Source organism: Luteimonas sp. FCS-9 (assembly GCF_001014645.1).
Taxonomy (GTDB): Bacteria; Pseudomonadota; Gammaproteobacteria; order Xanthomonadales; family Xanthomonadaceae; genus Luteimonas.
This window is the reverse complement of sequence record NZ_LASZ01000005.1, coordinates 100809-124543: the sequence shown is the minus strand read 5'-3', so window position 1 is coordinate 124543 and position 23735 is coordinate 100809. Positions and strand designations below refer to the sequence as shown.

Below are 23735 nucleotides of genomic sequence, written 5' to 3'. Positions count from 1 at the left end.
CGTGAGATTTCCTGACAGGTCAGTCAGATCTTATCGATTCCGGCGCGCGGACGTGTGCGCTAGAGTGAAAGTCACCTTCCCCCGTGCCCGCCCGATGTCCGACGCCCCGATCGCCGATTTCCACGCCTACCCCGACGCCGCAGGCCATTTCGGACGCTATGGCGGGCGCTTCGTCGCCGAGACCCTGATGGGGCCGATCGCCGAGCTCGCGGCCGCGTACGACGCCGCGAAGGCCGACCCGGCGTTCCAGCAGGCCTTCGACGCGGACCTCGCGCACTACGTCGGTCGCCCGAGCCCGATCTACCACGCGCAGCGGCTCAGCGACGCGGTCGGCGGCGCGCGCATCCTGCTCAAGCGCGAGGACCTCAACCATACCGGCGCGCACAAGATCAACAACACCATCGGCCAGGCGCTGCTCGCCAGCCGCATGGGCAAGACCCGGATCATCGCCGAGACCGGCGCCGGCCAGCACGGCGTGGCGAGCGCCACTGTCGCCGCGCGCCTCGGGCTCGAGTGCGTGGTCTACATGGGCGCGACCGACATCGAACGGCAGAAGATCAACGTCTACCGCATGCGCCTGCTGGGCGCGCAGGTGGTGCCGGTGACGTCGGGCTCGGCGACGCTGAAGGACGCGCTCAACGAGGCGATGCGCGACTGGGTCACCCACATCGCCGACACCTTCTACATCATCGGCACCGTCGCCGGCCCCGACCCGTATCCGCGCATGGTCCGTGACTTCAACGCGATCGTCGGCCGCGAGGCGCGTGCGCAGATGCTCGCCGAGTACGGCCGGCTGCCCGACGCGATCACCGCGTGCGTGGGCGGCGGCAGCAACGCGATCGGCCTGTTCCATGCATTCCTCAACGACCCGGGGGTGCGCATCGTCGGCGCCGAGGCGGCCGGCTTTGGGCTCGCGACCGGCCGCCACGCCGCGTCGATCGCGGCCGGCCGCCCGGGCGTGCTGCACGGCAACCGCACCTACGTGATCTGCGACGACGACGGCCAGATCACCGAGACCCACTCGGTCTCGGCCGGCCTCGACTATCCGGGCGTCGGTCCCGAGCATGCGTTCCTGGCCGATGCCGGCCGTGCACAGTACGTCGGCGTCACCGACGACGAGGCGCTGGCCGCGTTCCACCAGCTCGCCAGGACCGAGGGCATCCTCGCCGCGCTCGAGTCCAGCCACGCGATCGCCCAGGCGATCAAGCTCGCGCGCGACCTGCCGAAGGACGCGATCGTGCTCGCGAACCTGTCGGGCCGCGGCGACAAGGATGTGCACACGATCGCCGGCCGCGAGGGCATCGTGCTGTGAGCCGCCTCGACACCCGTTTCGCCGACCTCCGCGCCGCCGGCCGCAAGGCGCTGATCCCGTTCGTCACCGCCGGCGATCCGTCGCTGGAGGCGACGGTGCCGGTGATGCACGCGCTGGTCGCGGCCGGCGCCGACGTGATCGAGCTCGGCGTGCCGTTCTCCGATCCCATGGCCGACGGGCCGACGATCCAGCGCAGTTCCGAACGTGCGCTTGCGCGTGGGGCGGGCATGGGCTGGGTGCTCGATGCGGTGCGCGCGTTCCGACAGGCCGATGCCGCGACCCCGGTCGTGCTGATGGGCTATCTGAATCCGGTCGACATCCGCGGTCCCGCGACCTTCGCCGCGCAGGCGCGGGCGGCCGGGGTCGATGGCGTGCTGCTGGTCGACCTGCCGCCGGAGGAGGGGGCCGAGTATCGCGCCGCGTTCGACGCGCAGGACCTGGCACTGGTGCTGCTGGCCTCGCCGACCACCGACGCCGCGCGCGTCGAGGCGCTGTGCGCGCAGGCGCAGGGCTACCTGTACTACGTCAGCTTCGCCGGCGTCACCGGCGCCTCGAACCGGCTCGATCCGGTCCAGGCCTCGGCCCGGCTGCGTGCCATCCGCCGGGCCAGCCGCGCGCCCGTCGTCGCCGGCTTCGGGATCCGCGACGCCGCCGGGGCCGCGGCGATGGCCGCCGATGCCGACGGCGTGGTCGTGGGCAGCGCGCTGGTCGCCGCGCTCGAGGGCGCGGCCGACCCGGCCGAGGCCGCGCGCCGGGCCGGGGACTTCCTCGCCCCGCTGCGGGCCGCGCTCGACGCCGCCTGAACCACGCGGTCCCGTCCCGGCCGTCGGTTACACTTCCGCGCTTCACGGCCCCGTACGGGCCGGCGGGAGTACACGAGCCCATGTCCTGGTTGCAGAAGATCATGCCGCCGCGCATCCGTACCGATGCCGCCGCGGTCCGCAAGCGCAGCGTCCCCGAGGGCCTGTGGGAGAAGTGCGAGCGCTGCAGCGCCGTGCTCTACGGCCCCGAGCTCGAGGAGAACCTCGAAGTCTGCCCCAAGTGCGGCTTCCACCGGCCGATCCGCGCCCGCGCGCGCCTGAAGGCGTTCCTGGACCCGGGCAGCGTGCAGGAGATCGCGGCCGACCTCGGCCCGACCGACATCCTGAAGTTCAAGGACCAGAAGAAGTATTCGGACCGCATCAAGGCCGCGCAGCGCTCGACCGGCGAGCGCGACACCCTCGTCGCGATGCAGGGCACGTTGATGCAGCGCCCGATCGTCGCCAGTGCGATGGACTTCGCCTACATGGGCGGTTCGATGGGCTCGGTCGGCGGCGAGAAGTTCGCGCGCGCCGCCGAGCAGGCGCTGGCCGCCGGCGCCCCGTTCGTCAGCTTCGCCGCCAGTGGCGGCATGCGCATGCAGGAGAGCATGTTCTCGCTGATGCAGATGGCCAAGACCTCGGCTGCGCTCGGCCGCCTGCGCGAGGCCGGCCTGCCGTACATCTCGGTGCTGACCAACCCGACCTTTGGCGGCGCCTCGGCCTCGTTCGCGATGCTCGGCGACATCAACATGGCCGAGCCCGAGGCGCTGATCGGCTTCGCCGGCCCGCGCGTGATCGAGCAGACCGTGCGCGAGACCCTGCCTGAGGGCTTCCAGCGCAGCGAGTTCCTGCTCGAGCACGGCGCGATCGACCAGATCTGCGACCGCCGCGAACTGCGGTCGCGCATCGCGCGGCTGCTGGCGATGATGCTGCGCCAGCCGGCGCCGGCGGCCGAGGCGGCCGCGTGAGCCGGCGGTACTTCGGTACCGACGGCATCCGTGGCCGAGTCGGCGAGGGCTCGATCTCGGCCGACTTCGTGCTGCGCCTGGGCAACGCCTACGGCCACTCGCTGCGCGCGCGCGGCGGCGACTGGCGGCGTCCGCAGGTGGTGATCGGCAAGGACACGCGGATCTCCAACTACATGTTCGAGGCCGCGCTCGAGGCCGGCCTGGTCGCCGCCGGGGTCGACGTGCAGCTGATGGGGCCGATGCCGACGCCGGCCGTCGCGCATCTCACCCATTCGCTCGGCGCAGACGGCGGCATCGTCATCTCCGCCTCGCACAACCCGCACCACGACAACGGCATCAAGTTCTTCAGCGCGCAGGGCGAGAAGCTCGACGACGCCACCGAACTGGCGATCGAGGCCGCGCTCGACCAGCCGTTCCGCACCGTGCCCTCCGAGCGGCTGGGCAAGGCGGTGCGCACGCGCGACGCGGTCGGCCGCTACGTCGAGGCGTGCAAGGCCTCGGTGCCGCGCGGGTTCGACCTCGACGGCATGCGCATCGTCGTCGACTGCGCGAATGGCGCGACCTACCAGGTCGGCCCGATCGTGCTGCGCGAACTCGGCGCCCAGGTCGAGGTGATCGGCGCCGAGCCCAACGGCGTCAACATCAACGACGGCGTCGGCTCGACCCATCCCGAAGGCCTGGCCGCGCGCGTGAGCCACAGCGGCGCGAACCTGGGCATCGCCTTCGACGGCGACGGCGACCGCGTGCTGTTCGTCGACAGCGACGGCACGGTGCGCGACGGCGACGACCTGCTGTACGTGCTGGCCCGCGACTGGCAGCAGCAGGGCCGCCTGCGCGGGCCGGTCGTCGGCACGCTGATGAGCAACTACGGCCTGGAACGCGCGTTCGGCGAGGCCGGCATCGGTTTCCTGCGCGCCAAGGTCGGCGACCGCTACGTGCACCAGGCGCTGATCGAGCACGACGGCGTGCTCGGGGGCGAGACCTCGGGCCACCTGCTGTGCCTGGACCGGGCCAGCACCGGCGACGGCATCATCAGCGCGCTGCAGGTGCTCGAGGTACTGCGCCGCCGCGGCGTGTCGCTGCAGCAGGCGCTGCACGGCCTGGCGAAGGCGCCTCAGCGCACCGTCAACGTCCGCTACGAAGGCGACGCGAAGCCGGCCCAGGCGCCGTCGGTGCAGGCCGCGCTGGCGCAGGCGCAGGCCGCGGTCGAGGGCCGCGGGCGCGCGTTCCTGCGGCCGTCGGGCACCGAACCGGTGGTGCGCGTGACCGTCGAGGCCGACGATGCCGCGCTGATGCAATCCACGCTCGATCGACTGGCCGACGCCGTGCGCGCGGCCGCCGCCTGATTCCCGAGGACACCGCCATGACCGCCCGCATCCCGACACTCGACATCCGACGCTTCACCGACCCCGTCGACGGCCGCGACCGCGACGCCTTCGTCGCCGAGCTGGGCGCCGCGTACCGGCAGTGGGGCTTCGCGGGCATCAAGGGCCACGGCATCGCGCAGGCGCAGATCGATGCCGCCTACGACGTCTTCAAGGCGTTCTTCGCGCTGCCCGAGGCGACCAAGCTGCAGTACCACGTGCCCGGCGGCGGCGGGGCACGCGGCTACACCGCGTTCGGGGTCGAGACCGCCAAGGGCGCCCAGCACTTCGACCTCAAGGAGTTCTGGCACATCGGCCGCGAGATCCCCGACGACTCGACCTATCGCGACGTGATGCCGCCGAACCTGTGGCCGTCCGAGGTGCCGGGCTTCCGCGAGCACGGCTACGGCCTGTACCAGGCGCTCGACGCGCTGGGCGCGCGCGTGCTCTCGGCACTGGCCCTGCACATCGGCCTGCCCGAGGACTGGTTCGCCGACAAGACCGACAGCGGCAACTCGATCCTGCGCCCTATCCACTATCCGCCGATCACCGCCGACGACGTCCCGAACGTACGTGCCGGCGCGCACGAGGACATCAACCTGATCACGCTGCTGGTCGGCGCCAGCGCCGCGGGCCTCGAGGTCCGTTCGCGCGAAGGCGAGTGGGTGCCGTTCACGTCCGACGCCGACACCATCGTCGTCAACATCGGCGACATGCTGCAGCGCCTGACCAACCACGTGTATCCGTCGACGACCCACCGGGTGACCAATCCGCCGGGCGAGGCCGCCCGCCAGCCGCGCTACTCGGTCCCGTTCTTCCTGCACCCCAACCCCGACTTCCTGATCGACGTATTGCCCTCGACGGTCACCGCCGACAACCCCAGCCGCTACCCCGAGCCGATCACCGCGCAGGGGTATCTCGAGGAACGGCTGCGCGAGATCAAGCTCAAGTAACGAGATTCGCGATGCGTTATAGCTGATTTGAAACGGCGTCTTTGGGCGCCGTTTCTTTTGGTGCTTCTCTCAACTGCGGATGAGAGTCCACTTCGGATGGGCACCGGCCTGTCAGCCGGAAGCCGCTCTTCCCTCGGTCAAGGCATCCTGCCTTGACTCGGGCGCGCGCCCTCCATGGCGCGCTCGACGCGGCCACCGGCTGTCAGTCCGCTGCCATAGACGTTTGCAACCCGACTTCGGGTGGATGTGGAGTCGCCCGCTGGAAGAAGTCGCGCACTGTCGGCCTCAGTGCGTCGTGCTGGTCGGGGATTGCGATAGCGGGCCATGGATGGCCCGCGGCGGCGAGTCAGCCACGGATGGCTGACCGAGCCGGGAGCAGTCCCCGGCCGGCGCGACGCGCGCTCCGGAGATGACCCCATGATCGAGCGAGCAGAAGTAGGATCACTTGATATCGGCGGAGAGCCGTCTTTGGGCGTTGCTGCCCCTTCGGATCGCCCCTGAACCCATCACAAGCTTCTCAGAACCCGTACACCACGTTCACGGTCGTCAGCCGGTCGGTACGCTGGCGGTCGTCGGTGACCTCGGTGTTGTGGCGGATCTCGAAGCCGGCCTTGAGGGCGAGGGCGTCGGTCATCTTCACCTGCACGCCGAAGTCGTTGCGCACGAAAGTGTTGTCGCTGCCCGATTCGACCAGCAGGATGTCGTACAGCCGGGTGCTGTCGTTGAGCTGGTGGCTGAAGTCCATGAAGCCGCGCACGATGCCTTCGTTGTTGTGCACGCGCACGTCCTGGTCCTTGGCCCAGCGGTAGCCGGGGCCGATCTCGAACACCAGCTTGGTGCGCTCGTCCATGAACGCCTCGAAGCCGTAGCCGCCGGCGACCGTGGTCTGGTACTCGTTGGTGCTGAAGTGGTCGCGCTCGTTGCGGGCCGAGCCGAACAGGTAGTGCCGCGCACCGAGCCGGTAGCCGGTGGAGCCGAACAGCTCGTAGCGGCGTGCGTTCTCGACCTCGTCGGCGGTGCCGTACAGGAACGCTGCGGTCAGCGCGTGCTTCCAGGTCGCGTCCTCGCGGGCCAGGGCCAGCTTGCCCACGACGGTCTCGCTGTCGGTGTTGCCCTTGGAGATCGCCACGCCGAGCTCGCCGGTTCCGGTCCAGCCCTCGTCGGCCTGCGCGAGGGCGGGTGTGGCGGCGAGGCAGCAGGCGAGGGCGGTGAGGGTGGGCAGTGCGCGCATATGGGGACTCCGGTGATCGAAAGGCGTGTCGCGGAACGAAAAAGCCGGCATTCGCCGGCTGCGCCTATTCTGCAATGTGAAGGCCACGCTTTGAAGCTCGCCGGCGCGCGGCTATCCCGCGCCGGACGCAACGCCTAGAATCCGCGTTCCGCATTCACGAGGACCGTCCATGCGCGCACGCATCGTCGCTGGCAACTGGAAGCTGCACGGCAGCCGCGAATTCGCCACCGAGCTGGTGTCGCGGATCGCCGCGGCGCCATCGCCCGGCGTGGAGGTCGTGATCCTGCCGCCGCTGCCGTACCTGGGCGACCTGGTCGAGGACTTCGAGGCCGGCGCGGTCGCGTTCGGCGCCCAGGACGTTAGCAGCAACCAGGAGGGGGCCTACACCGGCGAAGTGTCGGCCAGGATGCTCGTCGACGTCGGCGCGCGCTTCGGCCTGGTCGGCCATTCCGAGCGCCGGCAGTACCACCACGAGAGCAGCGAGCACGTGGCGCGCAAGTTCCTGGCCGCGGTCAATGCCGGGCTGCGGCCGATCCTGTGCGTGGGCGAGTCGCTCCAGCACCGCGACGCCGGGCTCACCGAGGACGCGATCGCCGCCCAACTGCGGCCGGTGCTCGACCTGGTCACCGCGGCGGCGTTCGCCGACGCGGTCGTGGCCTACGAGCCGGTCTGGGCGATCGGCACCGGCCGGACCGCGACGCCGGACCAGGCCCAGGCGGTACACGCCTTCATCCGTAGCGAGATCGCGGCACGGGATGCTAAGATCGCCGATTCGTTGCCGATCCTCTATGGCGGCAGCGTCAAGCCCGACAATGCGGCCGAGCTGTTCGCGCAGCCCGACGTCGACGGCGGGCTGATCGGCGGAGCGTCGCTGTCGGCCGCCGATTTCCTGGCCATCGTCGCCGCAGCCGCGCGCTGAGCGACCCCGTCGTCCCACACGTTTTCCGAGCGCCCACGCAATGCTGCTGTTCGTCTTCAACATCCTGTTCGTCATCGTCGCGATCGCGATGATCGCATTGGTCCTGATGCAGCGCGGCGCCGGCGCGTCGGCCGGTTCCGGCTTCGGCGGCGGGGCCTCGGCCACCGTCTTCGGCGCCCGCGGCTCGTCGAACTTCCTGTCCAAGGCCACCAAGTGGCTGGCGATCGCGTTCTTCGCCATCACGCTGTTCATGGCCTGGTACGCGATGCATCGCGCCAACCCGAACGCGCTGGACATGGACCTGGGCGTCATGGGCGCCCAGCAGGTGCCGGCGGCCCCGGCCGCCGCGCCCGGCGATGCGTCGGTCCCGGCCGCACCGGCGGCCTCCGGCGCGGTTCCGCAGGCGCCTGCCGACGCGGCGGCGGTGCCGGCCGCGCCGGCGCAGGAACCTGTGCCGCAGGCTCCCCAGACCGAATAATTCGCGCTACAATGCGCGGCTCCCGAGCGCTGCGGCAAAGGCGTCGGGCCGAGTTTCAGGATTGCCCAGGTGGCGGAATTGGTAGACGCACTACCTTGAGGTGGTAGCGGCTTAGGTCGTGGGGGTTCGAGTCCCCCCTTGGGCACCAGGATACGGACACCGGCGCATGCCGGCGCGCCGGCGAAGATCCCCCGCGAAAGCGGGGGTTTTTCGTTTAGGAGGTGTGGGTCCGTGCAACTGGGACGCGTTCTCGCGCAGCTGTTTCACGTCGCGAGCGCCGGGTGGGGCGCAGGCTGCGCAATACGCTCGCCGAACCCGGGTAATCGTTTACTCACCAGTTCTGAAAACGGTACAATTACGGGGATCGGGAGAGACGTCGCGATGGCGACGGTTCCCGACATGCGTGAAGCGCCCAGGCGCTTCGAAAGTGCGACGTCCACGACGTCGAGCCAAGGCCGCGATCGTGCGGCTGTAGCCGAGAGAACATCCCAGTGCTGGCCGAATATCTGCCGACCCTGCTGTTCCTGATCGTTGCCACGGGGATCGGCATCGCGCTGCTGGTCATTGGCAACCTGCTCGGGCCCAAGCGCCCGTCGCTGGAGAAGCTGTCGCCCTACGAGTGCGGATTCGAGGCATTCGAGGACGCGCGCATGCAGTTCGACGTGCGCTACTACCTGATCGCGATCCAGTTCATCGTCTTCGACCTGGAAATCATCTTCATCGTGCCTTGGGCGACCGTGTTCCGCGAACTCGGCGTGCTGGGCCTGATCGAGATGGGCATCTTCGCCGGCATGCTGCTGCTCGGCTTCATCTACGTGTGGAAGAAGGGAGCGCTGGAATGGGAGTGAGCCAGACCGTCGCGCGCCTGATGAACAACCCGCTGCCGGAAGGCCGGGTCGACGACATCCTGCGCCCCGAAGGCGAGAACCCGCTCCTCGAGCGCGGTTTCGTCACGACCAGTTCCGACGTGCTGCTCAACTGGGCGCGCACCGGCTCGATGTGGCCGATGACCTTCGGCCTGGCCTGCTGCGCGGTCGAGATGATGCATGCCGGTGCGGCGCGCCTGGACCTGGACCGCTACGGCGTGGTGTTCCGCCCGTCGCCGCGCCAGTCCGACGTGATGATCGTCGCCGGCACGCTGGTCAACAAGATGGCGCCGGCGCTGCGCAAGGTCTACGACCAGATGCCCGACCCCAAGTGGGTCATCTCGATGGGCAGCTGCGCCAACGGCGGCGGCTACTACCACTATTCGTACTCGGTGGTGCGCGGCTGCGACCGCATCGTGCCCGTCGACGTCTACGTGCCGGGGTGTCCGCCGACGGCCGAGGCGCTGGTCTACGGCATCCTGCAGTTGCAGAAGAAGATCCGCCGCGCCACCAACTTCGGCGACGAGAAGACGGGGCTGCGCGATGCGTGACCATCCTGTGCGGGAATCGGCGAGCGCGTTCGCCGCGCGCCTGCGCGACCGGTTCGCCGACGCCGAGGTCGGCGTGGCGCTGCCGCGGGGCGAGGTGACGATCACCACGGCCGGCGACTGGCTGGAGACCTGCCGCGCGTTGCGCGACGAGTTCGGCTTCGAGTCGCTGATCGACCTGTGCGGCGTCGACTATCTGGGCCACGGCAGCGACGAGTGGGACACTGAGGTCTCCTCCGAGGGCTTCAGCCGCGGCGTCGAAGGCCGCGGCCCGGGGCGCTTCCGCTTCGGCGAGGCGCCCAGCCGCCAGGTCGGCCAGCCCGACGCGACCGCCGAGATCCCGGTGCCGCAGCGCCGCTTCGTCGCGGTCGCGCAGCTGCTGTCGATCCGCCACAACCGCCGGCTGACGGTGCGCTGCTTCGCGCCGAGCGACGACCTGCCGGTCGTCTCGTCGCTGACCGGGCTGTGGCCGGTCGCCAACTGGTTCGAGCGCGAGGCGTTCGACCTGTTCGGCGTGATCTTCGAGGGTCACCCCGACCTGCGCCGCATCCTGACCGACTACGGTTTCGTCGGCCATCCGTTCCGCAAGGATTTCCCGTTGATCGGCAACGTCGAGGTGCGCTACGACGCCGAACGCAAGCGCGTGGTCTACGAGCCGGTGACCTCGGTCGAGCCCCGCGTCGGCGTGCCGCGCGTGATCCGCGACGATGCCCGCTACGCGACCGCCAGCGGCGAGCAGATGGCGCGTCGCGCGGAGGATGCCAAATGAGTGCCGTGCCGACCCCCTCCCTGCACCAGGCGAACACCACGCCGAGCGCGGACGTCCTCAAGCAGGAGATCCGCAACTACACGTTCAACTTCGGCCCGCAGCATCCTGCGGCGCACGGCGTGCTGCGCCTGATCCTGGAAATGGACGGCGAGACGGTCATGCGCGCCGACCCGCACATCGGCCTGCTGCACCGCGGCACCGAGAAGCTGGCCGAGTCCAAGCCGTTCAACCAGTCGATCGGCTACATGGACCGCCTCGACTACGTGTCGATGATGTGCAACGAGCACGCCTACGTGCGCGCCATCGAGACGCTGATGGGTGTCGAGGCGCCCGAGCGCGCGCAGTGGATCCGCACGCTGTTCGACGAGGTCACGCGGATCCTCAACCACCTGATGTGGATCGGCTCCAACGCGCTCGACCTGGGCGCGATGGCGGTGATGCTCTACGCGTTCCGCGAGCGCGAGGAGCTGATGGACGTCTACGAGGCGGTCTCGGGCGCGCGCATGCACGCCGCCTACTACCGGCCCGGCGGCGTCTACCGCGACCTGCCCGAGCGCATGCCGCAGTACAAGGAGTCGCGCTGGCGCAAGGGCGAGAAGCTCAAGCGCTTCAACGCCTGGCGCGAGGGCTCGATGCTCGATTACCTGGAGGCCTTCGCCAAGAACTTCCCCAGCCGCGTCGACGAGTACGAGACCCTGCTCACCGACAACCGCATCTGGAAGCAGCGTACGGTCGGCATCGGCGTCATCCCGCCCGAGCAGGCGATGGCCTGGGGCATGACCGGTCCGATGCTGCGCGGTTCGGGCGTCGAATGGGACCTGCGCAAGACCCAGCCGTACGCGCGCTACGCCGACGTCGACTTCGACATCGCGGTCGGCGTCAACGGCGACTGCTACGACCGCTACCTGGTCCGCGTCGTCGAGATGCGCCAGTCGGCGCGGATCATCGCCCAGTGCGTGGCGTGGCTGAAGGCCAACCCCGGCCCGGTCATGCTCGACAACTACAAGGTGTCGCCCCCCTCTCGCGCGGAGATGAAGGACGACATGGAAGCGCTGATCCATCACTTCAAGCTGTTCACCGAGGGCTATTGCGTGCCCGCGGGCGAGACCTACAGCGCGGTCGAGGCGCCCAAGGGCGAGTTCGGCTGCTACCTGGTCTCCGACGGCGCGAACAAGCCGTTCCGCGTGCACCTGCGCGCGCCCGGCTTCGCGCATCTCTCGTCGATGGACGCGATCACCAAGGGCCACATGCTCTCGGACGTCGTCGCGATGATCGGCACCTACGACATCGTGTTCGGAGAAGTCGACCGATGAAGGCGACCGGCAATTTCGAGAACGCCCGCAACGTCGACCCGATGGTCGTGCTCAGCGAGGACACCCGCGCGCACATCGACCACTGGTTGACCAAGTTCCCGCCCGACCGCAAGCGTTCGGCGGTGCTGCAGGGCCTGCACGCGGCGCAGGAGCAGAACGGCGGCTGGCTGAGCGACGAGCTCATCGCCGGCGTGGCCAAGTACCTGGACCTGCCGCCGGTGTGGGCCTACGAGGTCGCGACGTTCTACTCGATGTTCGAGACCGAGAAGGTCGGCCGCAACAACGTCGCCTTCTGCACCAACATCAGCTGCTGGCTCAACGGCGCCGAGGATCTGGTCGCGCACGCCGAGAAGAAGCTCGGCTGCAAGCTGGGCGAGTCCACCGCCGACGGCCGCGTCTTCCTCAAGCGCGAGGAAGAATGCGTCGCCGCGTGCTGCGGCGCGCCGGTCGTGGTCATCAACGGTCACTACCACGAGAAGCTCTCGCCCGAGAAGGTCGACGAGCTGCTCGATGGTCTGAAGTAGGGCAACGCGCGGACATGGCACATCACCATCCCAAGTCTTCCGAAGGCTACGGGCCCGTCGGGCCTGCGCCCAAGGAACACCAGGCGGTCTACACCACGCTGCATTTCGACAAGCCGTGGAGCTACGAGAACTACCTCAAGACGGGTGGTTACAGTGCGCTGCGCAAGATCCTCGAGGAGAAGATCGCGCCGGCCGACGTCATCGAGATGGTCAAGCAGTCGGGCCTGCGCGGCCGCGGCGGCGCAGGCTTCCCGACCGGCCTGAAGTGGAGCTTCATGCCCAAGGGCGAGATGCAGAAGTACATCCTCTGCAACTCCGACGAATCGGAGCCGGGCACCGCCAAGGATCGCGACATCCTGCGCTACAACCCGCACGCGGTCATCGAGGGCATGGCGATCGCCTGCTACGCGACCGGCTCCAGCGTGGCCTACAACTACCTGCGCGGCGAGTTCCATCACGAGCCGTTCGAGCATCTCGAGGAAGCCACCGCCGAGGCCTACGCCAACGGCTGGCTGGGCAAGAACGTGCTCGGCTCGGGCATCGACATCGACATCTACAACGCGCTGGGCGCGGGCGCCTACATCTGCGGCGAGGAAACCGCGCTGATGGAATCGCTCGAGGGCAAGAAGGGCCAGCCGCGCTTCAAGCCGCCGTTCCCGGCGAACTTCGGCCTGTACGGCAAGCCGACCACCATCAACAACACCGAGACCTACGCCTCGGTGCCGGCGATCGTGCGCAACGGCCCGGAGTGGTTCCTGAATCTGGGCAAGCCCAACAACGGCGGCTGCAAGATCTTCTCGGTCTCCGGCCACGTCGCGCGTCCGGGCAACCACGAGATCCGCCTGGGCACGCCGTTCTCCGAGCTGCTCGACCTGTGCGGCGGCATGCGCAACGGGCACCGCATCAAGGCGGTGATCCCGGGCGGTTCGTCGATGCCGGTGCTGCCGGGCGAGACGATGATGGGCCTGACGATGGACTACGACGCGATCCAGAAGGCCGGGTCGGGCCTCGGCTCGGGCGCGGTCATCGTGATGGACGAGACCACCTGCATGGTGCGCGCGTGCCAGCGCATCGCCCGTTTCTACTTCAAGGAGTCCTGCGGCCAGTGCACGCCCTGCCGCGAGGGCACCGGCTGGATGTACCGCATGCTCACCCGCATCGCCGAACACAAGGCGACCGTCGACGACCTGCAGATGCTGCGGGCCGCTGCCGGCCAGATTGAGGGACACACCATCTGCGCGTTCGGCGAGGCCGCCGCCTGGCCGGTGCAGGGCTTCCTGCGCCACTTCTGGGACGAGTTCGAGTACGCGATCGTGAACAAGCGCTTCCTCGTCGACGACCAGCGCAACGGCACCGTGGTGCCCAAGGCGGTGGCCGCATGAGCGCAGCACGTCTCCAGCTCCCCGGACGCATTCGCGCCTTGCGCGAACGCGTCCAGCCCCTCGACTCGAGGGGCGTCGTTGCCATGTTGAAGGGTGTCGCCGCATGAGCGCGCAACCTGTAAATCCGAACCTGCCGCCCGACCACGTCACCGTCTTCATCGACGGCGTCGAGCTGGCCGCGCCGAAGGGCTCGATGATCATCCAGGCCGCCGACAAGGCCGGCATCGCGATTCCGCGCTTCTGCTACCACGACAAGCTGGCGATCGCGGCGAACTGCCGCATGTGCCTGGTCGAGGTCGAGAAGATGCCCAAGCCGGCGCCGGCCTGCGCCACGCCGGTGATGGACGGCATGAAGGTCGTCACGCGCAGCGAGAAGGCGCTCAAGTCGCAGCGCAACGTGATGGAGTTCCTGCTGATCAACCATCCGCTCGACTGCCCGATCTGCGACCAGGGCGGCGAGTGCGAGCTGCAGGATCTCTCGCTGGGCTACGGCCGCTCGGTCAGCCGCTTTGCCGAGCGCAAGCGCGTTGTGCCCGACGAGGACCTCGGTCCGCTGGTCGCCACCGAGATGACGCGCTGCATCCAGTGCACGCGCTGCATCCGCTTCACCGCCGAGATCGCCGGGACCTACGAGCTGGGCGGCATGCAGCGCGGCGAGAACCTGCAGATCGGCACCTACGACGGCAAACCGCTGACGACCGAACTGTCGGGCAACGTCATCGACGTGTGCCCGGTCGGCGCGCTGACCAACAAGGTCTTCCGCTTCCGCGCCCGCCCGTGGGAGCTGATCGCGCGTGAGTCGCTCGGCGGCCACGACGCGCTGGGCAGCAACCTGTTCCTGCACCTGCGCCGCGGCGAGGTGATGCGCGCGGTGCCGCGCGACAACGAGGCGGTCAACGAGTGCTGGCTGTCGGACCGTGACCGCTATTCGCACCAGGGCCTGACGGCCGGGGACCGCGCGCTGCGTCCGCAGATCAAGGACGGCGGCCAATGGCGCGACGCGACCTGGGACGAGGCGCTCGTGCGCGCGGCCCGGATCCTGCGCGACAACCCGGCCGACGAGTTGGGCGTGCTGGTGCACCCGGCCACCTCGAACGAGGAGGGCGCGCTGCTCGCACGGCTGGCCGACGCGCTGGGCTCGGGCAACCTCGACCACCGTATCGCCCAGCGCGACCTGTCCGACGGCGCCGTCGCGCAGACGTTCGCGATGCCGGTCGCCGAGCTCGACAAGGCCGACGCGGTGCTGATCGTGGGCTCCAACCTGCGCCACGAAGTGCCGCTGCTGCACCACCGCGTGCGTCAGGCCTGGAAGCGCGGCGCGAAGGTCTACGTCGTCAATCCGGTCGACTTCGAGTTCACCTTCGACATCGCCGACAAGGCCATCGTGCCGCCGTCGCGCATCGCCGACACGTTGCAGGTCGCCGAGCTCGCCGACGCGCTGCGCGGCGCCGCGCATGCCGCGATCATCGTCGGCGCGCAGGCTGAAGGCAGCGCGCATGCGGCCGACATCCGCAAGGCCGCCGCCGCGCTGGCGCAGTCCACCGGCGCCGCGCTGTGCCGCATCCCGCAGGGCGCGAACGCCGTGGGCCTGACGCGCGCCGGCGTGCTGCCGACGTCGCGCGACGCCAACGCGATGCTCGCCGAGCGTCGCGGCGCCTACGTGATCTACGGCATCGAGCCGGGCCTGGACTTCGCAGACCCGACGCAGGCGATGCAGGCGCTGGGTCCCGCGCAGGTCGTGGCCTTCAGCCAGTTCGCGTGCGAGTCGACGCGCGCGGTCGCCGACGTGATCCTGCCGATCGGTGCGCTCGCCGAGGTCGATGCCACGCTGACCAACCTCGACGGACACGCGCAGCGCGCGACCGCGGCCGGCAAGCTGCCGGGCGAGGCCCGTGCGGGCTGGCGCGTGCTGCGCGCGCTCGGCGGCGAGCTGGCGGTGCCCGGCTTCGAGTTCACCGACCTGGCCGGCCTGCGCGCCGACCTGCAGCCCCGGACCGTGGAGGTCGCGGCCTCCGCGGCGCCGACCGTCGACGGCGACGGACTCGAACTGGCGGTGACGCAGGCGATCTACCGTGTCGATGCGCTGACCCGCCGCGCCGCGGCGCTGCAGGCCCATCCGTTGACCCTCGGCCCGCGCATCGCGCTGCATCCCGACGACGCCTCGGCGCACGGCGTGGCCGACGGCGGCATGGCCAAGGTCACCAACGCGGTGGGCACCGGTGCGCTGCAGGTCGTCGTCGACGACCGCGTCGCGCGCGGCGCGGCATGGGTCGAATCGGGCTACGGCGCCACTGCGGCGCTGGTGGCCGGCAAGGTCAAGGTGGTGGCGGCATGAGCATGCCTACAACGGGCTTTTCGCAGGCCGGTGTCACGAACACCGCAACGCTGCTCGGCGATCTCACCGCGCCGCTGCACGAAGCACTGCTGTCGCTGGGCGGCCTCGGCGTGGTGCTGTGGATCGTGCTCAAGATCCTCGTGATCGCGGTGCCGGTGATCATCGCCGTGGCGTTCTACGTGGTCTGGGAGCGCAAGCTGATCGGCTGGATGCACGTGCGCCACGGGCCGATGTACGTCGGCATGGGCGTCTTCCAGGCCTTCGCGGACGTCTTCAAACTGCTGTTCAAGGAAGTCATCAGGCCGACCAATGCGCAGCGCGTGCTGTACGTGCTGGCGCCGCTGATCACGCTCGCGCCGGCGTTCGCGGCGTGGGCCGTGGTGCCGTTCGACACGCAGCTGGTGCTGTCGAACGCGAACGCGGGTCTGCTGTACCTGCTGGCGATGACCAGCCTGGGCATCTACGGGATCATCCTCGCCGGCTGGGCGTCGAACTCGAAGTACGCGTTCCTGGGCGCGATGCGCGCCTCGGCGCAGATGATCAGCTACGAGATCGCGATGGGCTTCGCGCTGGTCGGCGTGATGGTCGGCGCCGGCAGCCTGAACCTGAGCGAGATCGTCATGGCGCAGGCCGGCGGCAAGGGCCTGTTCGACTGGTTCTGGCTGCCGATGCTGCCGCTGTTCGTGATCTATTTCGTCTCCGGCGTGGCCGAGACCAACCGCTCGCCGTTCGACGTGGTCGAGGGCGAGTCGGAGATCGTCGCCGGTCACATGGTCGAGTACTCGGGGTCGGCGTTCGCGCTGTTCTTCCTCGCCGAGTACGCGAACATGATCCTGGTCAGCTTCCTGACCTCGACGTTCTTCCTCGGCGGCTGGCTGTCGCCGTTCCAGGGCTGGTTCGAGGGCGTGCCGGTGCTGGAGTGGCTCGCGGTCGACGGCTGGTGGTGGCTGTTCGCGAAGGTGTTCTTCTTCGCCAGCACCTTCGTCTGGTTCCGCGCATCGTTCCCGCGCTACCGCTACGACCAGATCATGCGGCTGGGCTGGAAGGTGTTCATTCCGATCAGCATCGGCTGGATCGTGATCACCGCGTTGATGGCGTACTTCGGCGTATTCGAGGCAGGGCAGTGATGGGCAAGTTCGTTGCATGGTTCAGGAGCCTGCTGCTGCTCGAATTGCTCGGCGGCATGGCACTGACGTTCCGGTATCTGTTCCGGGACAAGTACACGCTGATGTATCCGATGGAGAAGACGCCGCAGTCGCCGCGCTTCCGCGGGTTGCATGCGCTGCGCCGCTATCCCAACGGCGAGGAACGCTGCATCGCGTGCAAGCTGTGCGAGGCGGTGTGCCCGGCGCTGGCGATCACGATCGATTCGGAGCAGCGCGCCGACGGCACGCGCCGCACCACGCGCTACGACATCGACCTGTTCAAGTGCATCTATTGCGGGTTCTGCGAGGAATCGTGCCCGGTGGACTCGATCGTCGAGACGCACATCCACGAGTACCACTTCGAGAACCGCGGCGAGAACATCGTCACCAAGCCGCAGCTGCTGGCCATCGGCGACCGCCTCGAATCCGAGATCGCCGAACGCCGCGCCGCCGACTCCGCGTACAGGTAAGCCATGGACCTCGCCCTGATCTTCTTCCTCGTCTTCGCCGCGACGACCGTGATGTCCGCGGTCGCGGTGATCAGTGCCCGCAACCCGGTGCACGCGGCGCTGTTCCTGGTGCTGACGTTCTTCTCGACCGCCTGCACCTGGCTGCTGGTCGGCGCCGAGTTCCTCGGCATCGCCCTGGTGCTGGTCTACGTCGGCGCGGTGATGGTGCTGTTCCTGTTCGTGGTGATGATGCTCGACATCGATGTCGCGCCGCTGCGCGAGGGCTACGTGCGCTACCTGCCGGTCGGTCTGATCGTCGCGGTGGTGATGCTGCTCGAGATCCTCGCGCTGATCGGCGTGCGCAGCCGCATGGCGCCGTTCGCGGTCGATGCCGTCGACGCGGCCGGGGTCTCGAACACGGTGTGGATCGCCCGCCGGCTGTTCACCGACTTCCTGCTGCCGTTCGAGGTGGCTGCGGTGATCCTGACCGTCGCGGTGATCGCCGCGGTGATGCTGACGCTGCGTCGCCGTCCCGGCGCCAAGCACCAGAATCCGGGCGAGCAGGCGCGGGTGCGTGCGCGCGACCGCGTGCGCGTGGTCAAGATGGACGCGGTGCGTCCGGTGACCGAAGAGGCGCCGCCGGCCGATGCCGGCGACCTGCCGGCCCAGGGAGAAGCGAAATGACCGAGCTGTTCGGAACCGGCCTGTCGCTGGGCCACTACCTGTCGCTGGGCGCGGTGCTGTTCTGCATCAGCGTCGCGGGCATCTTCCTCAACCGGAAGAACGTGATCATCCTGCTGATGTCGATCGAGCTGATGCTGCTCGCGGTCAACGTCAACTTCGTCGCGTTCTCGCGCGAGTTCGGCGACGCCGCCGGCCAGATCTTCGTCTTCTTCATCCTGACCGTGGCCGCGGCCGAGGCCGCGATCGGCCTGGCGATCCTGGTCACGCTGTTCCGCAACCGGCGCACGATCAACGTCGCCGAACTCGACACGCTGAAGGGCTGAGCCGGGCATGGAGTACACGATTTCAAAGGGCATCCTGGTCGCGATCGTCCTGGCCCCGCTGCTGGGCTCGATCATCGCGGGCCTGTTCGGTCGCCAGGTCGGGCGCGCGGGCGCGCACGTGGCGACGATCGCCGGCGTGGCGGTCAGCTGCGCGCTGTCGGTCTACACGCTGTGGCAGCTGCTGCAGGGCGCCGCGCCGTTCAACGAGAACGTCTACACGTTCTTCGAGGTCGGCAGCTACTCGGCGCACGTCGGCTTCCTGGTCGACAACCTGACCGCGATGATGATGGTCGTGGTGACCTTCGTGTCGCTGCTCGTGCACCTGTACACGATCGGCTACATGGCCGAGGACCCGGGCTACCAGCGCTTCTTCAGCTACATCTCGCTGTTCACGTTCTCGATGCTGATGCTCGTCATGGGCAACAACTTCCTCCAGCTGTTCTTCGGCTGGGAGGCGGTGGGCCTGGTGTCGTACCTGCTGATCGGCTTCTGGTTCAAGAAGCCCAGCGCGGTGTTCGCCAACATGAAGGCGTTCCTGGTCAACCGCGTCGGCGACTTCGGCTTCCTGCTCGGCATCGCCGGCGTGCTGTACTGGTTCGGCAGCCTCGACTACGCGACCGTGTTCGCAGCGGCCGACGCCACGATCGGCGGCGGGCAGACGGTCGAGGTGATCAGCGGTTTCGAATGGTCGGTCGCGACGCTGGTGTGCATCTGCCTGTTCATCGGCGCGATGGGCAAGTCGGCCCAGGTGCCGCTGCATGTGTGGCTGCCCGACTCGATGGAAGGCCCGACCCCGATCTCGGCGCTGATCCACGCCGCGACGATGGTCACCGCCGGCATTTTCATGGTCGCGCGCATGTCGCCGCTGTTCGAGCTGTCGGAGACGGCGCTGCAGTTCATCCTGTTCATCGGCGCGACCACCGCGTTCTTCACCGGCCTGATCGGCATCGTGCAGAACGACATCAAGCGCGTCGTCGCGTACTCCACGCTGTCGCAGCTGGGCTACATGACCGTGGCGCTAGGCGTGTCGGCGTACTCGGCCGCGGTGTTCCACCTGATGACCCACGCCTTCTTCAAGGCGCTGCTGTTCCTGGCGGCCGGCTCGGTGATCATCGGCATGCACCACGAGCAGGACATGCGCAAGATGGGCGGCCTGCGCAAGTACATGCCGATCACGTTCTGGACCAGCGTCATCGGCACGCTGGCGCTGGTGGGCACGCCGTTCTTCAGCGGCTTCTACTCCAAGGACACCATCATCGAGGCGGCCAAGCACGCCGGTGACGGCGGCTGGGTCTACCAGTACGCGTACTGGTCGGTGCTGCTGGGCGCGTTCGTGACCTCGTTCTACAGCTTCCGCCTGCTGTACCTGACGTACTTCGGCAAGGAGCGCTTCCGCGATGCGCACGCCTCCGACGCGCACGCCGTGCACGATGCGCACGGCCAGGAGACCCGCCACGAGCCGCTGCACGACGACGGCCACGGCCATGTCGCCGCCGGTCGTGCGGCGCACGACGATCACGGCCACGGCGCGCACGAGCCGCACGAGTCGCCGTGGGTGGTCACGCTGCCGCTAATCCTGCTGGCGATCCCGTCGATCCTGATCGGCTACTTCACCGCCGGGCCGATGCTGTTCGGCACCGACTGGACCGGCCACCACGCCGGCGGCGGTTTCTTCGACGGCGTGATCCACGTGCTGGCGTCCAACGACGTGCTGGCGACGCTGAAGGAAGAGCTGTGGCACGGCCCGGTGGCGTTCGCACTGCACGGCTTCGTCGCGCCGGCGTTCTGGCTGGTCGTGGCCGGATTCGTGCTCGCCACGGTGATGTACTGGTGGAAGCCGGAACTGCCGGCCAAGGCCGCGCGGGTGTTCGCGCTGCCGATCCGCGTGCTCGAGCGCAAGTACTTCGCCGACGACCTGTGGATCGGCGGGTTCGCCGGCGGCGGCGTCGCGCTGGGCAAGCTGTCGCGCGTGTTCGATACCAAGGTCATCGACGGCCTGTTCGTGAACGGCTCGGCGCGCGTCGTCGACCTGGTCTCGGGCCTCGTCCGCCGGCTGCAGTCCGGCGCTCTCTACCACTACGCATTCGCGATGATCGTCGGCCTGATCGTGCTCCTGGCCGTCCTCATCAAGTACTGGCGCTGACGGAAATACCCACGTGTCGAACTGGCCTCTTCTCAGTCTATTGATCTGGCTGCCGATCCTCGGCGGCGCCTGCGTGCTCGCATTGGGCGATCGCCGCGCCGATGCCGTGCGCTGGGTGTCGCTCGCGATCGCCATCGTGGTGTTCGCGCTCAGCATCCCGCTGTTCACCGGCTTCGACTACGCGAACGCGGGGATGCAGTTCCTCGAGCGCCGCGAGTGGATCCCGTCGCTGGGCATCGAATACCACCTGGGCGCCGACGGCATCTCGGTGGCGCTGATCATCCTGACCACGCTGACGACCGCGCTGGTGCTGATCGGCGCCTGGACGTCGGTGAGCAAGCGCGTGCACCAGTACTACGCGGCCATGCTGATCCTCGAGGGCATGATGATCGGCGTGTTCTGCGCCGTGGACGCGATGCTGTTCTACGTGTTCTTCGAGGCGATGCTGATCCCGATGTTCGTCATCATCGGCGTCTGGGGCGGCCCGCGGCGCGTCTACGCCTCGGTCAAGTTCTTCCTCTACACGTTCCTCGGCTCGGTGTTCATGCTGGTCGGGCTGATCTATCTGTACCTGCAGGCCGGCAGTTGGCAGCTGCCCGACCTGTACGCGGTGCGCTTGTCGGCGACCGAACAGACCTGGCTGTTCTTCGCGTTCCTCGCCGCGTTCGCGGTCAAGGTGCCGATGTTCCCGGTGCACACCTGGCTGCCGGACGCGCACGTCGAGGCGCCGACCGGCGGCTCGGTGATCCTGGCGGCGATCATGCTCAAGATCGGCGGCTACGGCTTCCTGCGCTTCAACCTGCCGATCACGCCGGACGCCGGCCACGAGTGGGCCTGGCTGGTGATCGCGCTGTCGCTGATCGCGGTGGTGTACGTCGGCCTGGTGGCGCTGGTCCAGCAGGACATGAAGAAGCTGGTGGCCTATTCGTCGGTCTCGCACATGGGCTTCGTGACCCTGGGTGTGTTCATCGCCTTCGCGCTGGTGCGCGACGTCGACGCGGGGGATGCCGCCCGGCTGGGCTTGCAGGGCGCGATGGTGCAGATGGTCTCCCACGGCTTCGTGTCGGGCGCGATGTTCTCGTGCATCGGCATCCTGTACGACCGCATGCATACCCGCATGATCAAGGACTACGGCGGCGTCGCCAACGTGATGCCCTGGTTCGCGGCGTTCTACGTGCTGTTCGCGATGGCCAACTCCGGCCTGCCGGGCACGTCGGGCTTCGTCGGCGAGTTCATGGTGATCCTGGCGGCGTTCCAGAGTCATCCGGTGATCGGCTTCTTCGCGGCGCTGACGCTGATCATCGGCGCGGCCTACACGCTGTGGCTGGTCAAGCGGGTGCTGTACGGCGAGGTCGCCAATGCGCACGTCGCCGCGCTCAAGGACATCAACGGTCGCGAGGCGCTGGTGCTGGGCGTGTTCGCCGCGGGCACGCTGCTGATCGGCGTCTACCCCAAGCCGCTGACCGACCTGATGGAGCCGTCCATCGCGCAACTGGCGAACGTGATCGCCGCCAGCAAGCTGTGAGTCCATATTCAATGAGAGCCGTGCCGCGATGATTTCCGCTCCGATGACGCCCCCCGTCCGCACGCTGGCCGAGCTCGGCCCGATCGTGCCCGAGCTCGTCGTGATCCTGGGCGCGTTCGCGCTGCTGATGCTCGACCTGTTCCTCGACCCGCGCCGCCGCATCGTCACCCATGCGCTGGCGGTCGCCACGCTGCTGGGCACAGCCGTGCTGATCGCCGCCGGCGTCGGCGGCCACGGCACGATCCTGGCCGACATGTTCGTGCGCGACGCCGGGGCCGACGTGCTGAAGGTCGCCGGCCTGATCGTCGGCGCGATCGCGCTGGGCTACGCGTGGCCCTACCTGCGCGAGCGCGGCCTGTACCACGGCGAGATCCCGGTGCTGTTCCTGTTCACCAGCGCCGGCATGATGCTGCTGGTCTCGGCGAACAACATGACCATGGTCTACGTCGGCCTGGAACTGCTGGCGCTGTGCTCGTACGCACTGGTCGCCTGCGACCGCGACAACCCGCTGTCGTCGGAAGCGGCGATGAAGTACTTCGTCCTCGGCGCGCTGGCCTCGGGCATGCTGCTGTTCGGCATGTCGCTGATCTACGGCGCGACCGGCACGCTGTCGCTGCCGGGCATCGACCAGGCGATCGGCGGGCTGGTGGGCGAGGGGCGCGTGCTGCTGCTGACCGGCATGGTGTTCGTGCTGGTGGGCATCGCGTTCAAGTTCGGCGCCGCGCCGTTCCACATGTGGCTGCCCGACACCTACCACGGTGCGCCGACCCCGATCGTCGCGTTCATCAGCTCGGTGCCCAAGCTCGCCGCGTTCGGCATGGCCTGGCGCCTGCTCGACACCGCGCTGGGCCAGGTGCACGACCAGTCGCAGCTGCTGCTGGCGCTGCTCGCGGCGCTGTCGCTGGCGGTCGGCAACCTGTTCGCGATCGCGCAGACCAACCTCAAGCGCATGCTCGCCTACTCGACGATCTCGCACGTCGGCTTCCTGTTCCTCGGCCTGGCCGGTGGCGGCGAGACCGGACACGCGGCGGCGATGTTCTACGCGATCAGCTACGCGATCATGTCGGTGGCGTCGTTCGGCGCGATCGTGATGCTCTCGCGCGCCGGCTTCGAGGCCGAGCGCATCGACGACTACAAGGGCCTGAACCAGCGCAGCCCGTGGATGGCCGGCCTGGTGCTGTGCATCATGGCCTCGCTGGCCGGCGTGCCGCCGTTCCTCGGCTTCTGGGCCAAGCTGGTCGTGCTGCAGGGCGCGCTGGAAGGCGATCTGCTGTGGCTGGCGATCGTCGGCATCGTGTTCGCGGTCATCGGCGCGTTCTACTACCTGCGCGTGATCAAGGTCATGTACTTCGACGCGCCCAACGCCGTGCCGGTCGAGCAGCGCCAGGGCCCGCTGCTGCGCATCGTGTTCGCGGTCAACGCGCTCGCGCTGCTGGGGCTGGGGCTGTTCTGGAGCCCGCTGATGGCCTGGTGCCAGCAGGCGTTCGCCTGACCCGAGGCGCCGCGCGCGACGCGCGGACAGCATGCGCATCCACCGCCGGCCGGGTCCTCGACCCGGCCGGCGTTGTTTTGCGCCCTTGCGCCCGGCGCAGCGGCGCGGTGCCGCCGCGTCCGGCGATGTGACCCGCGTCATGGCCCGGGCATGCCGGCGGCGCATTCACTTGCATGGCTCCGGACGGGCGTGATACCCCGGGATCGCCCGTC

General features: G+C 68.8%; 22 protein-coding genes and 1 tRNA gene. 22 read left to right on the top strand and 1 reads right to left on the bottom strand.

All coding sequences use genetic code 11. The annotated features are described in order from the left end of the window. Positions 1–94 precede the first annotated feature (94 nt). The 5 genes from trpB to WQ56_RS06385 all read left to right on the top strand — a co-directional run bounded on the left by trpB (position 95) and on the right by WQ56_RS06385 (position 5397). Positions 95–1312 (top strand): tryptophan synthase subunit beta, encoded by a 1218-nt coding sequence (gene trpB / locus WQ56_RS06405; RefSeq protein WP_047136253.1) that lies wholly within the window; start codon positions 95–97, stop codon positions 1310–1312. Next, complete coding sequence (gene trpA, locus WQ56_RS06400; RefSeq protein WP_047136252.1) at positions 1309–2115, top strand: tryptophan synthase subunit alpha; 807 nt, start codon at positions 1309–1311, stop codon at positions 2113–2115. Before trpB ends, trpA begins: the two co-directional genes overlap by 4 nt. An 80-nt stretch (positions 2116–2195) precedes the next feature. Next, positions 2196–3080 carry an acetyl-CoA carboxylase, carboxyltransferase subunit beta gene (gene accD, locus WQ56_RS06395; RefSeq protein WP_047136251.1) on the top strand — a complete coding sequence of 295 codons (885 nt, stop codon included), beginning with the start codon at positions 2196–2198 and terminating at the stop codon, positions 3078–3080. Beyond that, a complete protein-coding gene (gene glmM, locus WQ56_RS06390) occupies positions 3077–4426 on the top strand; it encodes a phosphoglucosamine mutase (protein WP_047136250.1) in 1350 nt (449 codons plus the stop codon). The genes accD and glmM overlap by 4 nt, the downstream gene beginning before the upstream one ends. 17 nt (positions 4427–4443) lie before the next feature. Continuing rightward, on the top strand, positions 4444–5397 hold the full coding sequence (locus WQ56_RS06385; RefSeq protein ID WP_047136249.1) for a 2-oxoglutarate and iron-dependent oxygenase domain-containing protein: 954 nt from the start codon (positions 4444–4446) through the stop codon (positions 5395–5397). 517 nt (positions 5398–5914) lie between these two features. On the opposite strand, the gene WQ56_RS06380 is transcribed toward WQ56_RS06385, so the two are convergent. Beyond that, a complete protein-coding gene (locus WQ56_RS06380) occupies positions 5915–6628 on the bottom strand; it encodes a DUF481 domain-containing protein (RefSeq protein ID WP_047136248.1) in 714 nt (237 codons plus the stop codon). A 169-nt stretch (positions 6629–6797) separates the two neighbouring features. On the opposite strand from WQ56_RS06380, the gene tpiA reads away from it, so the two are divergent. From tpiA to nuoN, 17 genes are all read left to right on the top strand, one after another. Further along, positions 6798–7547, top strand: a complete 750-nt coding sequence (tpiA, locus tag WQ56_RS06375) for a triose-phosphate isomerase (RefSeq protein ID WP_047136247.1) — start codon at positions 6798–6800, stop codon at positions 7545–7547. 40 nt (positions 7548–7587) lie between these two features. Beyond that, positions 7588–8025, top strand: coding sequence for a preprotein translocase subunit SecG (gene secG, locus WQ56_RS06370; protein WP_047136246.1), 438 nt, complete (start codon positions 7588–7590; stop codon positions 8023–8025). A 63-nt stretch (positions 8026–8088) separates the two neighbouring features. Further along, positions 8089–8173: transfer RNA gene (locus WQ56_RS06365), tRNA-Leu, on the top strand. Positions 8174–8516: 343 nt separating this feature from the next. Continuing rightward, positions 8517–8873, top strand: coding sequence for an NADH-quinone oxidoreductase subunit A (locus WQ56_RS06360; protein WP_047136245.1), 357 nt, complete (start codon positions 8517–8519; stop codon positions 8871–8873). Further along, positions 8864–9442 carry an NADH-quinone oxidoreductase subunit B gene (locus tag WQ56_RS06355; RefSeq protein ID WP_047136244.1) on the top strand — a complete coding sequence of 193 codons (579 nt, stop codon included), beginning with the start codon at positions 8864–8866 and terminating at the stop codon, positions 9440–9442. Before WQ56_RS06360 ends, WQ56_RS06355 begins: the two co-directional genes overlap by 10 nt. 7 nt (positions 9443–9449) lie before the next feature. After that, a complete protein-coding gene (locus WQ56_RS06350; RefSeq protein WP_047136243.1) occupies positions 9450–10208 on the top strand; it encodes an NADH-quinone oxidoreductase subunit C in 759 nt (252 codons plus the stop codon). A gap of 20 nt (positions 10209–10228) precedes the next feature. Continuing rightward, positions 10229–11521 (top strand): NADH-quinone oxidoreductase subunit D, encoded by a 1293-nt coding sequence (locus WQ56_RS06345; RefSeq protein WP_231583367.1) that lies wholly within the window; start codon positions 10229–10231, stop codon positions 11519–11521. After that, positions 11518–12045 (top strand): NADH-quinone oxidoreductase subunit NuoE, encoded by a 528-nt coding sequence (gene nuoE / locus WQ56_RS06340; RefSeq protein WP_047136241.1) that lies wholly within the window; start codon positions 11518–11520, stop codon positions 12043–12045. Before WQ56_RS06345 ends, nuoE begins: the two co-directional genes overlap by 4 nt. A gap of 14 nt (positions 12046–12059) precedes the next feature. Then, positions 12060–13427 carry an NADH-quinone oxidoreductase subunit NuoF gene (gene nuoF, locus WQ56_RS06335; RefSeq protein WP_047136240.1) on the top strand — a complete coding sequence of 456 codons (1368 nt, stop codon included), beginning with the start codon at positions 12060–12062 and terminating at the stop codon, positions 13425–13427. 103 nt (positions 13428–13530) lie between these two features. Next, positions 13531–15762, top strand: a complete 2232-nt coding sequence (nuoG, locus tag WQ56_RS06330; RefSeq protein WP_047136239.1) for an NADH-quinone oxidoreductase subunit NuoG — start codon at positions 13531–13533, stop codon at positions 15760–15762. A gap of 2 nt (positions 15763–15764) precedes the next feature. Beyond that, entirely contained in the window at positions 15765–16889 is a 1125-nt protein-coding gene (nuoH, locus tag WQ56_RS06325) for an NADH-quinone oxidoreductase subunit NuoH (protein ID WP_047136238.1), read from the top strand. Then, positions 16889–17377 (top strand): NADH-quinone oxidoreductase subunit NuoI, encoded by a 489-nt coding sequence (gene nuoI / locus WQ56_RS06320; RefSeq protein WP_047136237.1) that lies wholly within the window; start codon positions 16889–16891, stop codon positions 17375–17377. Before nuoH ends, nuoI begins: the two co-directional genes overlap by 1 nt. 3 nt (positions 17378–17380) lie before the next feature. Beyond that, positions 17381–18040: an NADH-quinone oxidoreductase subunit J gene (locus WQ56_RS06315; protein ID WP_047136236.1), complete on the top strand. Its 660-nt coding sequence runs from the start codon at positions 17381–17383 to the stop codon at positions 18038–18040. Continuing rightward, on the top strand, positions 18037–18363 hold the full coding sequence (gene nuoK, locus WQ56_RS06310; protein WP_047136235.1) for an NADH-quinone oxidoreductase subunit NuoK: 327 nt from the start codon (positions 18037–18039) through the stop codon (positions 18361–18363). Before WQ56_RS06315 ends, nuoK begins: the two co-directional genes overlap by 4 nt. A gap of 7 nt (positions 18364–18370) precedes the next feature. Next, complete coding sequence (gene nuoL, locus WQ56_RS06305) at positions 18371–20506, top strand: NADH-quinone oxidoreductase subunit L (RefSeq protein WP_047136234.1); 2136 nt, start codon at positions 18371–18373, stop codon at positions 20504–20506. A gap of 13 nt (positions 20507–20519) precedes the next feature. Then, on the top strand, positions 20520–22031 hold the full coding sequence (locus WQ56_RS06300) for an NADH-quinone oxidoreductase subunit M (protein ID WP_047136233.1): 1512 nt from the start codon (positions 20520–20522) through the stop codon (positions 22029–22031). A 28-nt stretch (positions 22032–22059) separates the two neighbouring features. Next, the gene (gene nuoN / locus WQ56_RS06295) at positions 22060–23523 is read left to right on the top strand and encodes an NADH-quinone oxidoreductase subunit NuoN (RefSeq protein WP_156170400.1); all 1464 of its coding nucleotides are present in this window, start codon (positions 22060–22062) and stop codon (positions 23521–23523) included. Positions 23524–23735: the final 212 nt, after the last annotated feature.